The sequence below is a fragment of the Alkalihalobacillus sp. TS-13 genome (assembly GCF_019720915.1).
Taxonomy (GTDB): domain Bacteria; phylum Bacillota; class Bacilli; order Bacillales; family Fictibacillaceae; genus Pseudalkalibacillus.
This window is the reverse complement of the sequence record NZ_JAHKSI010000001.1, coordinates 864,753-878,969: the sequence shown is the minus strand read 5'-3', so window position 1 is coordinate 878,969 and position 14,217 is coordinate 864,753. Positions and strand designations below refer to the sequence as shown.

13 protein-coding genes are annotated in these 14,217 nt (G+C 42.1%); all 13 read right to left on the bottom strand.

All coding sequences use genetic code 11. The features are described from left to right. Positions 1 to 4: 4 nt before the first annotated feature. Positions 5 to 1,054, bottom strand: a complete 1,050-nt coding sequence (gene asd, locus KOL94_RS04330) for an aspartate-semialdehyde dehydrogenase (protein WP_221564449.1) — start codon at positions 1,052 to 1,054, stop codon at positions 5 to 7. A gap of 333 nt (positions 1,055 to 1,387) precedes the next feature. Next, positions 1,388 to 1,972 (bottom strand): dipicolinate synthase subunit B, encoded by a 585-nt coding sequence (gene dpaB, locus KOL94_RS04325; protein ID WP_221564448.1) that lies wholly within the window; start codon positions 1,970 to 1,972, stop codon positions 1,388 to 1,390. 18 nt (positions 1,973 to 1,990) lie between these two features. Beyond that, complete coding sequence (gene dpaA / locus KOL94_RS04320; protein WP_221564446.1) at positions 1,991 to 2,872, bottom strand: dipicolinic acid synthetase subunit A; 882 nt, start codon at positions 2,870 to 2,872, stop codon at positions 1,991 to 1,993. Positions 2,873 to 2,970: 98 nt separating this feature from the next. After that, complete coding sequence (locus KOL94_RS04315; protein WP_221564444.1) at positions 2,971 to 3,231, bottom strand: YlmC/YmxH family sporulation protein; 261 nt, start codon at positions 3,229 to 3,231, stop codon at positions 2,971 to 2,973. Positions 3,232 to 3,402: 171 nt separating this feature from the next. Beyond that, on the bottom strand, positions 3,403 to 4,644 hold the full coding sequence (locus KOL94_RS04310) for a M16 family metallopeptidase (protein WP_221564442.1): 1,242 nt from the start codon (positions 4,642 to 4,644) through the stop codon (positions 3,403 to 3,405). 101 nt (positions 4,645 to 4,745) lie between these two features. After that, positions 4,746 to 5,648, bottom strand: a complete 903-nt coding sequence (locus KOL94_RS04305; protein WP_221564440.1) for a polysaccharide deacetylase family protein — start codon at positions 5,646 to 5,648, stop codon at positions 4,746 to 4,748. A gap of 809 nt (positions 5,649 to 6,457) precedes the next feature. Beyond that, positions 6,458 to 8,563: a polyribonucleotide nucleotidyltransferase gene (gene pnp, locus KOL94_RS04300; protein ID WP_221564438.1), complete on the bottom strand. Its 2,106-nt coding sequence runs from the start codon at positions 8,561 to 8,563 to the stop codon at positions 6,458 to 6,460. Positions 8,564 to 8,776: 213 nt separating this feature from the next. Further along, the gene (gene rpsO, locus KOL94_RS04295) at positions 8,777 to 9,046 is read right to left on the bottom strand and encodes a 30S ribosomal protein S15 (RefSeq protein ID WP_221564435.1); all 270 of its coding nucleotides are present in this window, start codon (positions 9,044 to 9,046) and stop codon (positions 8,777 to 8,779) included. A gap of 136 nt (positions 9,047 to 9,182) precedes the next feature. Beyond that, positions 9,183 to 10,127 (bottom strand): bifunctional riboflavin kinase/FAD synthetase, encoded by a 945-nt coding sequence (gene ribF, locus KOL94_RS04290; protein WP_221564433.1) that lies wholly within the window; start codon positions 10,125 to 10,127, stop codon positions 9,183 to 9,185. Positions 10,128 to 10,135: 8 nt separating this feature from the next. After that, on the bottom strand, positions 10,136 to 11,065 hold the full coding sequence (gene truB, locus KOL94_RS04285; RefSeq protein WP_221564431.1) for a tRNA pseudouridine(55) synthase TruB: 930 nt from the start codon (positions 11,063 to 11,065) through the stop codon (positions 10,136 to 10,138). A 178-nt stretch (positions 11,066 to 11,243) separates the two neighbouring features. Then, positions 11,244 to 11,594: a 30S ribosome-binding factor RbfA gene (rbfA, locus tag KOL94_RS04280; protein WP_221564429.1), complete on the bottom strand. Its 351-nt coding sequence runs from the start codon at positions 11,592 to 11,594 to the stop codon at positions 11,244 to 11,246. Between the two features lie 38 nt (positions 11,595 to 11,632). Beyond that, the gene (locus tag KOL94_RS04275; RefSeq protein WP_221564414.1) at positions 11,633 to 11,911 is read right to left on the bottom strand and encodes a DUF503 domain-containing protein; all 279 of its coding nucleotides are present in this window, start codon (positions 11,909 to 11,911) and stop codon (positions 11,633 to 11,635) included. Next, on the bottom strand, positions 11,908 to 14,217 hold the full coding sequence (gene infB / locus KOL94_RS04270; protein WP_221564411.1) for a translation initiation factor IF-2: 2,310 nt from the start codon (positions 14,215 to 14,217) through the stop codon (positions 11,908 to 11,910). The genes KOL94_RS04275 and infB overlap by 4 nt, the downstream gene beginning before the upstream one ends.

The following is a 14,217-nucleotide window of genomic DNA, read 5'->3' as shown; positions in this document are numbered from 1 at the left end:
TCGTTCATTTCAATAAATTCAGCTTTACGAGACTTTCAGCAATTTGTACAGAATTCAATGCTGCACCCTTTAAGAGGTTATCAGAAACGACCCACATATGGAAACCGTTCGGACGATCTAGATCCTTACGTATACGCCCCACGAATACGTCATCTTTATCTACACAATCCGCTGGCATCGGATAAAGTTGTTGTGAAGGATCATCCTTCAGCAAAATCCCCGGTGCTTCAGATAATAATGCTTTCAATTCGTCTACTGTTACGTCTTCATCGTCAATTTCAAGATAGACTGACTCTGAGTGTCCTGTTTCTACGGGAAGACGAACGCATGTAGCTGCTACTTCCAGCTCCTGCATGTTCATGATTTTCTTCGTTTCATTGATCATTTTCATTTCTTCAAAAGTAAAGCCGTTTTCCTGGAATTTATCAATTTGTGGAACCGCATTGAATGCGATTTGGTAATGCTTTTCATCCCCTGCAACAGGCAATACTTCTGGTGTGAATTCTTGGTCATCGATAATTGCACGTGTTTGTTCATTCAGTTCATTGATGGCTTTCGCCCCAGCACCAGAAACAGCCTGATAAGTGGAGACGATCACTTTATTCAAACCATATTTCTTACGGACCGGTTCAAGGGCGACGACCATCTGGATCGTCGAACAGTTCGGGTTCGCAATGATTCCGTTATGGTTGTGAAGTGCATCTTCATTCACTTCCGGTACGACAAGCGGAGTGTTTGGATCCATCCTGAAAGCACTTGTGTTATCGACGACTACAGCCCCTCTTTTCGCTGCTTCCGGCGCTAATTCTTTCGATATCGAGCCCCCTGCAGAAAATAGAGCGATCTGTACACCTTCAAATGCTTCTGGAGTCGCTTCTTCAATTGTGAACTCTTCACCTTTGTAATCGACCTTCTTTCCTGCAGAACGCTTACTAGCCAATAATTTCAGAGAAGCGATCGGGAAGTTTCTTTTTTCTAATGTTTTGAGCATTTGTTGACCTACTGCTCCAGTAGCCCCAACAACTGCAATGTGATAACCATTGTTAGATTCCATTGGTATGTCCCTCCTCATAATTTATCTTTCTCATTTCCTATTGTATTTTGTAAACTATGTCCAAAGCTTTGTTTCTGCTCGCTAATCGAGCATAATCTTTATTGCATATATACAGTAAAAACATAACATGAACAGTAGCATAAAGCTAAGCGACATAGCCATTTAAAAATGATAGAAGGAGAAACAACATGGTTTCTCCTGTATCTCTGGTCATATTGTCATTTATTTTACCATATCATTGATTGTAGAGGTAAGAATTCTTCATCAAAAATGTATACTTTTGTAGAGAAGTAATTTCCAGCACCACTGTCAGTCGTTGGGCTTATACTTCCATCAATATATTCGTAACACTGGTTGTAATTGTTGACCATCCAATGCAGCCTCTACAGTTTCAGGCAATAACTCCATTTGTGCGACCAATGAATTCGGTTTATTTTGTGGTGCATCCTGGCCATATGGGATGAAATAGATGTTCTTTGAAGCCATCAATCTCATGATGTTCACACCGTTTAGACCGAGTCCATCATTAGTGGATATCCCTAATACTACCGGATTCAAGTTCCTCATCGTAGCTTTTGCAGCCATCAACACGGGTGAATCTGTCATTGCATTTGCAAATTTACTGATCGAATTTCCTGTCAATGGCGCGATGACCATACAGTCGAGAGGCGTTTTAGGACCGAATGGTTCAGCTTTGACAATCGAATCAACCACTTCATTATCGGTGATTTCTTCGATCTTCTTAATCCAATCTTCTCCCTCTCCGAATCTTGTTGTCGTGTTCTGAAGTGTAAACGTAACAAAAGGTGTGACCTTTGCACCTGAGTCAACAAGCTTTTGGATTTGAGGAACGACTGCCTCATAGGTACAGTGCGAACCTGTCAAACCAAATCCGATATGTTTACCTCCCAGTTTCATTCTCCTTGCCCCTTCCCCTTAATTGCTTTCATCCATAAGTAGTTGTGTCAATACATTCGCAATGATCTTACCGGCTGTCTTCGGAGCGACGATACCCGGTAATCCAGGAGCTAGCAATGCTTTGATCCCTCTCTTTTCAGCAAAACGAAAATCCGTACCTCCAGGCTTGGAAGCAAGGTCGATGATCAAAGAATGAGATGGCATTCTTGAAATGACATTGGAAGTGATGATTGATGCTGGGATTGTATTGATGCAAACATCGATCGACTCTACTTCATTTTCCAATTGATCGAGATAAAATGGCTTGAAGCCCATTTCAGTGATTCGAGCGATATGTTCAGATCTTCGTGCACCGACAGATACATTGGCACCAAGATTAGCAAATGTCCGCGCTACTGAGAATCCTACTCGACCAAAGCCCAAGACCATAATATTTGATTGATGGATCGTAAAATCCGTGTGCTGGATGACCATCATGATCGTACCTTCGACAGTAGGGATGGCATTATAGATAGCAACATCGTCACGTTCAAATAACTTGATATGTTTTTTGTTGGCATTCGATGTGCATTTCGTCAAATAAGGATTGGTTATACCAGAAAATACGGTACATGACTGTTTTGTTTTTTGTAAGATTTCCTCTGTGAATTTAATTTTTTTATTCGAAAAAATCGTATCAATCTCTCCATCAGGGCCACTGCCGTTCACGGGTAAGATCAATGCATCCAATTCTCTTAAAGGCAAGTCATCCAAATCCATTTTTGTTGCTCCAGTGAATCCATGGTCCAATTGATCGAATCCTACTAAATACAGACTGGCGTTCAATACAGCCAGTTTTCTGATTACTTCGAGCTGTCTTGCATCGCCGCCAATGATTGCCGCTTTAATTCCTGTTAACATCCTTCCTCCCCTTTCTCATTCGTCATTAATAACGGAGGAATAATAATACTTGAGTGCTGATTCTTCAACATCATATGAAGAAGATACTTTCATGGTGATTATTTATATTCGGTTTGGACATCCGCTTCTGAGGGGTCCACTAGAATTGTTTCTTCACCCACTCGGTAAATCTTATTCCACTTAAATTGTATGATTGATTTTCTTTTTCGTAACCCGTTCCATTCCGTCAATGGAATTTCCAGCGTATGTATATACCCCGCATTCTCATCTATGATGAACTCAGCATAGGTCAATATACCAAGTTTCTCGCCCTTCGTATAATCGATGATTTCTTTTCCTAAAATTTCACTTAACCTCATTTGGGGTTCCCCTCCTATTTTCGCTTATCATTCTATATATATGTAGGGATAAAAAGTCAAACCACAAATAAACAAAGAAAAGAAGGACCTTCAGCTCTTAAATCATACCAAAGGGAGGATCGCTAAGCTAAATAGAAAAAATGAGGCGACTCTGGAGTCCCCCCATTTAATTTAATTCGGAAAGTTTTTCGGAAATTGCCCACTCGGACTGATGAGAGAGCTTGAAAAGTCATCTGTAAAAATTTTTCGGATTAGCTTGTCAACGTTCTCTTTAGAAACATCATCAATATTTTGTAAAATTTCATCAAGAGACCGATGCTTCCTTAAAAGCAATTCATGTTTCCCATTCCTGCTCATACGGCTATTCGTACTTTCAAGACTGAGCATCAAACTTCCTTTGATCTGCTCCTTGCTGTTGGCTACTTCTTTTTCAGTAACACCTGTTTCCTTCAACGTTCCAATGATGTTTGAAATCGTATCATACACTTCGTCCAACTGCCCTGGCGCTGTTCCAGCATAAATGTTGAAGACGCCGGTGTCCAAGTGAGCTGAGTGATATGAAAACACTGAGTATGCTAAACCTCGCTGTTCCCTTACTTCCTGGAACAACCTGCTGCTCATGCTCCCACCGAAGATGTTGTTGATGATGATCAAGTCGAATATACTCTTATCGCCTACCGGCAATCCTTCATAACCGATACACAAATGTGCTTGTTCTGTCTCTTTTTTGCGTGCTTTCTTTTCTGTACAGAATGCCGGTTTCTGTGCGTGTGGTTTGTTGTTGGACGCCGAAAAACTCCCGAAATACTTTTCGACTTCTTCAATAAATGAATCGTCTACATTCCCCGCAATTGAAATCACGACATTATCTGGCGTGTAAAATTCATTCATATAGGTCCGTAATACATCCCCATTGAACGTATTCAATGTATCTTCCGTCCCAAGGATTGGATATGCCAGTGGGTGATGGCTGTATGTCGCCTGGCTCAAAAGATCATGGACGATGTCATCAGGTGTATCTTCATACATTTTGATTTCTTCAAGTACGACATTCTTTTCTTTTAGAAGCTCATCTTCGTCAAATGTAGAATTGAAGAACATATCCGATAGCGTTTCCAACGCATGCGATGCATGATTGTCCAGAACTTTTGCATAGTAGCATGTATATTCTTTTGATGTAAATGCGTTCACTTGACCACCGATGCTATCGAATGATTCTGCAATTTCTCTTGCATTCCTCGTTTTCGTACCTTTAAAGAACATATGCTCTAAGAAGTGGGAGATCCCATTATTATCTTTAGTCTCAAAACGAGAGCCCGTGCCGATCCATATACCGATTGCAACCGATCTTACGCTAGGAATGTTTTCTGTTACGATTCGCACGCCATTCTTACACGTATGTTTTGTTATCAAACTTTTTTCCTCCTAAATTGTCAAACAGGCAAATTATGTAGGTATTTTGGTACTTATACGTATTATAAAACCACTATACCATTTAAGCCTATATTCGACAATTATTTGTCAGTCTCACCAATCTGATTTGCTTTAACAAGTCTTTTCTCGCTCATCATCTGTGACACTGTACCGATTGAGTACCCCTTAGCACGTATTCCTTGTATCATTTGTTCTAGGCCTTTTGCCGTTGATGATGTGGGATGCATCAGAACCATTGCACCTGGATGGATGTTGTTTACAACCCGTTTTGCCATTTCATCTGGATCCGGCTTTCTCCAATCTACTGTATCCACTGACCACAGAATCGTATACATATCCATTGTGGATGCGATTTCAACAACATCCATCCGATAACTGCCACTTGGAGGAGCAAACCATTTTGGAGTGACATCCAATGTACTTTGGATGATTTCATTTGTTTTATGAATTTCCTCCTGAATACGTTTATTAGTTAAAGATTTCATATCAGGGTGTGTATAGGCATGATTACCGATTTCATGCCCTTCCTCGTAAATGACTTTCGCCAAATCCTGGTTTTTTTTCACCCATGATCCGTCCAAAAAGAAGGTTGTATGAATTTTATGTTCTCTCAGCGTTTCCAGCATTTGTGGAAGGAATTCGTTCCCCCAAGCCACATTAATCAAGAAAGTGACCATCGGTTTGTTCGGGTTCCCTTTGTAGATTGGTGAAGGCGGAAGATCCTCCAGTGACACCTTAGGCTTCGTCTGTTTGTATACGATCATTGATTCATTGAATTCTTTTTTCTTCTTCATACGGTCGTATGAGGCGTCAATATCCACAGAAAGTCCATTATAACCCGGAATCGCCTTCCAGACAGGGTCGATCCGCGCATCCACTGGTTTGATATCATGTTGGCTAGCGAAAAGTTTGATCTGATCCAATAACGGTCCTGCATCGGACATATGTAATGTAGATGTGGTGAAAGCTGCTTCTTTTAACATCGAAATATAACGATGCGAAGGCGGGTTCTGAACACTTATTAAGGAGATCAATAATATAATAGTTATTATAATGAACGGCTTGTATCCCTTCACCTACGATCCACCCCTTTCAATAGTTAACGTATGATAGGATAGGACAGGGTAGAACGTATGGGAATGTAAATGCTGTAGCCATCTTAGAGTGGATTAGATGAAAAGGGAGACCGCCGAGACTAAATCATACATAACTTTTTTTGGGATAGGATTTGCTAGAAAACATTCATTAAGCAAAATTTGCGACACTCCTGCGGGAAAAACCAGCCTGCGAGACCCCGCACTTTTTAAAATGATTTTCGACTATAATAATGAACTTCGACTAAATACCACCACGTCCTATGGTGAACGTCGAAGTCAGTACATCCTGTACAAGTACGTCCTGTGGTGAACGTCGAAGCCAGCATAAGAAAAGCTTCTAAGAATTCTCATCGCAGACACGAAAATGATTACATTTTTGTGTTGAGATCCTGTGCAAGTGAGGAGGCTTGCGGAAGTAGGTTAATGCAATGAAGTGATGTCTAGCTCAGCGACCAGTCACTTGGATCACTTCAAACTTCCTGCGGCGGCAACACATTGATTGACATCCTTATGAGTTAGCCCACGCGGAACCAAGTCTTTGTTTGGTTCGAGCCTCCTCGTCAGTCCTCCAGTGACCTGCGTGACTAAACGGGTCGCTTCCGCTTTTCTTGCACCCGCGGAAAGGGAGTAAATTTTGTGAAATCACCATTTAAGCAATAAAAGCAAAAAAAAGAGGCGGATCATGAATCCGTCTCTTACTTTTGTTCTTGTTCTTTCTTTTGTTCTTTCAAAACAGCTTTACGCGAAAGGTTCACTCGTCCCTGGTTATCGATTTCTGTTACCTTTACAAGTATTTCATCACCAAGCTTCACAACATCTTCCACCTTAGGAATCCGTTCCATTGCAAGTTCAGAAATATGAACAAGTCCATCTTTTCCACTGAACAGTTCAACAAAAGCACCGAACTTTTCAATGCGTTTCACCTTTCCAAGATAGATTTCTCCTACCTCGACTTCACGTACAATATCTTCAATCGTTTCTTTTGCTTTTCTATTCATCGCTTCATCGGTTGAAGCAATGAAAATGGTTCCATCCTGCTCGATATCGATCTTGACACCGGTCTCTTCAATGATCTTGTTGATGATCTTACCGCTTGGCCCGATGACGTCACGGATTTTATCTGACTTGATCTTCATCGTCAGGATCTTAGGTGCGTATGAAGAAAGTTCTGTTCTTGGCTCAGCTAATGTACTTAGCATCGAATCTAAAATCTTCATCCTGCCTTCTTTAGCCTGGAATAATGCTTCTTGTAAAATTTCACGGTTGATTCCGGAAATCTTGATATCCATTTGAAGTGCAGTGACACCTTGTTTTGTTCCTGCAACCTTGAAATCCATGTCACCCAGGTGGTCTTCCATGCCCTGGATGTCCGTAAGAACGGTAACATCTTCTCCATCACTGATCAGTCCCATTGCGATTCCAGCGACTGGTGCCTTAAGCGGAATTCCAGCATCCATCATCGCTAGTGTACTTGCACAAATACTTGCTTGTGAAGTAGACCCGTTAGATTCTAATACTTCACTAACGAGACGGATCGTGTATGGAAATTCTTCTTCAGATGGGATTACAACCTCGAGTGCACGTTCGCCTAAGGCTCCATGACCGATTTCACGACGGCCTGGACCGCGCATGAATCCAGTTTCCCCTACACTGAATGGAGGGAAATTATAATGGTGCATGAACCGTTTTGATTCTTCCATATCAAGTCCATCAAGCACCTGTACATCTCCTAATGCCCCAAGTGTACAGATGCTGAGTGCTTGTGTCTGACCACGCGTGAACAACCCGGAACCGTGTGTTCTTGGCAACAGACCGACTTCAGAAGAAAGAGGACGGATCTCATCAATCTTACGACCATCAGGACGCATCTTGTCCTTCAAAATGAGGCGGCGTACCTCTTGTTTGATGAGCGTATGTAAGATTTCTTTCGCTTCAGCAGCTTTTTCTTCATCTTCCTCATAATGAGCGAGAACTTTTTCAGTGACAGCATCTAATGCGTCTTGACGAGCATGCTTTTCGACCACTTTTACTGCTTCTTTTATATCATCCAGAAATTGTGCACTAACTTCTGCAGTTAGATCTACATCAAGCTGATGCAATTGCACTTCCATTTTCTCTTTACCAATTTCTTCAGCAATCTTCTCCTGGAAGGCGATTAGACGTTTGATTTCTTCGTGACCGAACATGATTCCTTCAAGCATCACTTCTTCAGGAACTTCGTCAGCACCTGCTTCCACCATATTGATGGCGTATTTGGTACCCGCTACAATAAGATTGATGTCGCTCTGTTCTTTTTGATCCAAAGTCGGATTGATGACGAATGCACCGTCAATTCTTCCTACTGTTACTCCAGCAATCGGTCCTTCGAATGGAATATCAGAAATCGTCAATGCAAGTGAGGAACCGAACATAGCGGCCATCTCGGATGAACAATCCTGATCGACACTCATGACGGTGCTGACGACTTGAACTTCATTTCTGAAGCCATCAGCGAATAACGGCCGGATCGGACGATCGATAAGACGGGAAGCTAACGTTGCTTTTTCACTTGGTCTTCCCTCACGCTTGATGAAACCACCCGGAATTTTACCGACAGCATATAATCTTTCTTCGTAATTGACAGTCAGTGGGAAAAAGCTCAGATTTTTAGGTTCTTTGGAGGCTGTGGCTGTTGAAAGAACCGCCGTTTCGCCATAGCGGACCATAACTGCGCCGTTAGCCTGTTTAGCTAGGTTTCCAATTTCAAGGGTCAGCTTCCGCCCAGCCCAATCGATGGAATATACATGCTTGTTTTGCTCCATTTCTCAGAGAACTCCTCTCAAACTTACATAAAATTATTGGTTATCTTGTTCTAGTATAACCCAAAAATATATATTCAAAAAGCTAATAAAGCTAACTCGGACAATTACTTTGTAACACCATGTAGTGTTTGATGTTTTTGACACTTTATGTTTTTACACTGTCCTTTTTTAAAGCTAATAAAAAAGCGGGTGTAATCCCCGCTTTTTTGTGAACTATCGACGTAAACCAAGTTTGTTAATAAGAGTACGGTAACGTGTTACGTCCTTCTTACGTAAGTACGTCAACAAATTACGTCGTTTACCAACCATTTTCAGCAGACCACGACGAGAGTGGTGATCTTTTTTGTGTGTACGTAAATGATCGTTCAATTCGTTAATTTGCTCAGTCAGGATAGCAATCTGTACTTCTGGAGAACCAGTATCATTATCATGAGTCTTGTACTCTGCAATCAAGTCATTTTTACGCTCTTGTGAAATAGCCATCCTATTCACCTCCTTTTCTATTAATCCCCATCCTCCTAGCAAGCGTCGGTGAATCGCTGTGCCAAGAAGTGGTTCTGTACAAATTGTACAACTACAAGAATACCTTTTTTCGAGTGTAAATGCAAGTCATGAACGTTCACGATTTGTGAAAAATTTGTGTTGCCGCGTCAATATCCTTTGAAATCTGTCCTTTCAATTCATCAATTGATGAGAATTTCTTTTCTTTACGAATGTTGTGGTGCCATTCAACTTCAACAGCTTCTCCATAAATGGAAGAATCAAATGAAAACAAATGAACTTCTACACTTGGGTTTTCTGGTTTTTCATCATTGAAGGTCGGTTTATAGCCGACATTACATACACCCTCATACCATTCCCCATTCACTTCCATCCGGACAGCATAGACCCCAATTTCTGGTAAGATATAAGAATCGGCTGGTTCAATATTGGCTGTCGGAAAACCGATCGTATGACCGCGATGATCACCGTGAATGACAGTGCCTTTAACAGAATACCTTCGGCCTAAGTACTTAGGAATTTTCTCGACTTCACCGCTCCGGATCAATGTCCGTATCAACGTGGAGCTCACTTTTTCATCATCGACCGCTACTTTATCGACAATTGAATGTTTGAATTGGTCTCTTGAATGGAACGGTAGTGTTTCCATCGTCCCTTCACCTTTTTTGCCAAATGAAAAGTCGAATCCAGCAACGACATGTTTTACATTGAGACCGATAATGAAATCATCTACAAATTGTTGTGGTGTAAGTGATGCGAATGCTTTGCTGAAATTCACAATATATAATCGGTCGATTCCCATGGCTTCAATCAGGGACCGTTTATCTTCAATTGGTGTAATATGCGATTTTTCCGTCCGTTCCCTGCCTAAGACAACAGATGGATGAGGGTCGAATGTCATGACCGCCGAGTCCAATCCAGCTTCATCTGCAATATGCTTTGCAGCCATGATGACTTTTTGATGACCTAAATGTATTCCATCAAAATATCCGATAGCCATTGCAGACGGCGGCGACTCTTTTAATTGGTCCAATTGGGTGTGGTCAATCCTATACGTTTTCAAATTACCACCTAAGTTCTGTTTTGAATTTTAAGTACTTTCTCAGGTTTAACCCATCCCTGGCGTTCAGGATGTGGTATATAGATTGCGAGGCACTCTCCTTGTCCATTATAAACGGCAGTCCTGGGATTGGAAAGTTCTTTCGTTTCTTCAAGTAAAGATCCATTAAGGATCTTTTGTTCCATTGCATCAGATACCGTAACAGATGGAAAGATTGATAATGCTTTCTCAATCGGCAATAAAACCTCAGAAAGATTTCCCGCCTTAACAACATGCTCGAGTCCCTCAAGTGTAACGGCATCTTGTATAGAGAACGGTCCAGACTGTGTCCGAACCAAAGATGACATATGTGCTGGAAACCCTAATGCTTTGCCAATATCTACTGCCAAGGTACGGATATAAGTACCCTTGCTGCAGGTCACTCTGATTTTGAATTCCACATTACCGTTATCTTCATTTCGTTCTGGTAGGCTCAAAAGCTTTAATTGTACGATCCGTATCGTTCGGGAAGGTCTTTCAATGGTAATCCCTTCTCTAGCGTACTCATATAATTTTTTACCTTTTATTTTGACAGCTGAATACATGGGGGGAATTTGTTCGATTTCGCCTTCAAATGATCGCAATACTGCTTTCACTTCATCTCCACTGAACAGTTCTGGTCTGGAAGACTCTATGATTTCTCCACTTTGATCTTCGGTTGTGGTTGCTGTACCCACAGCGACCGTTGCTTCGTATGTCTTATCATACGCACTCATATATTCAGCCACTTTTGTAGCCCGGTTTATACAGATCGGGAGTACACCTGAGACGGATGGGTCAAGGGTACCCGTATGACCAACACGTTTCGTTCGCAGGATTTTGCGAAGCTTTACGACACAATCGTGAGAAGTCATTCCTGCTTGTTTATGTAAAGGGATAATTCCATCTCTTGTTATTATCATACACGCACTTCCTCGTTCATTCCGTGATAAGGATTTCATGTGAATCATTTCCCTCTAAAGGGAAAATGGGATTGCCCAAGTAGTCCAATCCTTGATAATACCAACAACAGGACAATGTCACGCTGAAAGTTCTATCTGGGGTTATGAACGCTATACACTGGGGCAATCCCTCTTACCTTTAATCTCTGTTATCATTGATTTCATCCAGAAGAGTCTCAATCCGGTTGCCATATTCAATCGAATGGTCAAATTCGAAGAGAATTTCTGGTGTTTTTCTTAAACGGATCCGTTTCCCTATTTCTGAACGGATGAACCCTGTCGCTTTTGCGAGTCCGGCAAGTGTATTCGCTTTCTCTTCTTCGTCTCCGAAAACAGAGATGAAGATGGTCGCTTGTTGAAGATCTCCAGTCACTTCAACAGCGGTGACCGTTACAAAGCCTACTCTAGGGTCTTTGATCTTCTGGCCGATGATTTCGCCAAGTTCTTTTTTCATCTGCTCTGCTACGCGGTTTGCACGTACATTGCTCATAAAAAACACCTCATTCCGCCGTTTTAGGCGAAGGTTTCTTATAATAATTCGGTCTCATAATTTGTGATTTCAAACTCATCAAAGCGGTCCAGATATTTCATAACTTGCTGTAATTCTTTTTCAACCATTTGCTTATCTTTGGATATGGTCACGATTCCAATTTCAAATCGTTGCCACAGCTCATGAAAATCGGTCTCTGCTACAGCAACATTAAACTGCTGTTTCAGCCGCTGGATCACTTTTTTGACTACCGAACGTTTTTCTTTCAAAGAGTGAGCATCATGTATATGACACTCACACTTCAAACTTCCGATCATTTCGGTTTAACCTCTTCCATCACATAGGCTTCGATAACGTCGCCTTCTTTAATATCGTTGAATTTCTCCAATGTTATACCACATTCATAACCAGCTGCGACTTCTTTGACATCGTCTTTGAAACGTTTCAGCGTATCGACTTCCCCTTCAAATACGACAACACCATCACGGACTAGACGCACACCAGAATCACGAGTGATTTTACCTTCAGTTACGTAACAACCAGCAATGGTTCCTACTTTGGAAACTTTGAAAGTCGTACGGACTTCAACTTGCCCGATCACTTTCTCTTGATAGACAGGATCAAGCATACCCTTCATCGCAGATTCGATTTCATCAATCACATTATAGATGATCCTATGCAATCGGATATCCACTTTTTCAGCTTCTGCTGTACGTTTCGCGTTATTATCTGGACGTACATTGAAGCCGATGATAATCGCATTTGACGCTGATGCAAGAATGATATCAGATTCCGCAATCGCACCTACACCAGTATGAATGATTTTAACCTTGACACCTTCCACATCGATCTTTCTTAATGAACCTGCGAGAGCTTCGACAGAACCTTGAACATCTGCTTTGAGGATGACGTTGATTTCCTTGATGTCGCCTTCCTTGATCTGCTCAAATAGATCATCCAGATTAAGCTTCGAGCTTTCTTTTCGCTGTTGCTCAATTTGTCTTTTCGCACGGGCTTCACCAATTGCACGGGCTTTTTTCTCATCCTTGAACACTCGGAATTGATCCCCTGCATTCGGGACATCATTCAAACCGGTAATTTCAACAGGTGTTGATGGACCTGCTTTTTTAACACGGCGTCCAAGGTCGTTGACCATTGCACGTACCCGTCCGAACGTATTTCCGACGACGATCGGGTCACCGACTTCAAGCGTACCGCCTTGTACAAGAAGTGTAGCGACAGGGCCGCGACCTTTGTCTAGTTGTGCCTCAATTACTGTACCATTGGCAAAACGGTCTGGATTCGATTTATGCTCTTCCACCTCTGCTACGAGAAGTACCATTTCAAGAAGCTCATCGATTCCTTCTCCATTGATAGCTGAAAGTTTGACGAAAATCGTATCGCCGCCCCAATCCTCAGGAATTAATTCGTGTTCAGTCAATTCCTGCATAACGCGATCTGGGTTTGCCCCTTCTTTATCCATCTTGTTCACTGCCACGATGATCGGGACTTCTGCTGCTTTTGCATGGTTGATCGCCTCGATCGTCTGAGGCATGACGCCATCATCAGCCGCTACAACCAGGATGGTGATGTCCGTAACTTGTGCACCACGAGCACGCATCGTTGTGAATGCTGCGTGTCCCGGTGTATCCAGGAATGTAATCGGTTTTCCATTTTCTTCGATCTGATAGGCACCGATATGCTGAGTGATTCCACCAGCTTCTCCTGCAGCTACCTTCGTTTTACGGATTGAATCAAGCAACGTCGTTTTTCCGTGGTCGACGTGTCCCATAATCGTCACGACTGGTGGACGGATTGAGAGTTTACTTTCATCCTCTTCAATTTCATTTTCCTCAAAGTTCGTTTCGTCAATGATTATTTCTTCTTCAACTTCAACGTTGAAGTCAGCGGCAACCAGCTCGATTGTTTCTTTGTCAAGCTCCTGGTTGATCGTCGCCATTACACCTAATCCCATCATCTTTTTGATGATTTCAGATGTTTCGATATGAAGTTTCTTTGCGAGTTCCCCGACAGTCAAAGAACCTTCAAAAGTGATCTTTTCAGGCATTTTTGGTTTCGGCTGTTCTCTCTTCGGCTGCTGTTGTTGATTCGCAGCTGGGCGATTGTTACGTCCTTTTCCTTTTGGCCGGTTCTGTCCTCCTGGACGATTCTGCCCGCCTGGACGGTTCTGTCCTCCTGGACGATTCTGCACGCCAGGACGGTTCTGTCCTCCTGGACGATTTTGTCCGCCTGGACGGTTCTGTCCTCCTGGACGGTTTTGTCCTCCTGGACGGTTCTGCCCTCGGTTGTCATTCGGGTTATTTCCACCGCGATTGTTCGGTCGATCACCAGACTTTTGTTGATTCCGATTGTTGTCTGTCGCTTTCCCTTTTGGTTTGTTGTCCGATTGATTCATAGGTTTATTGGATGGTTTATTCGGTTTCTGGTCTTTCTTTTGACCTTTACTAGGACTGAATGCTTGATCCAATTTAGTAACAGTGGTATCTTCTATCGTTGACATATGATTTGTGACTTCTATATTCATAGTCTTCAATTTTTGAATTACATCTTTACTTTGAACGTTATGTTTCTTTGCATATTCATAAACGCGCATCTTACTCAT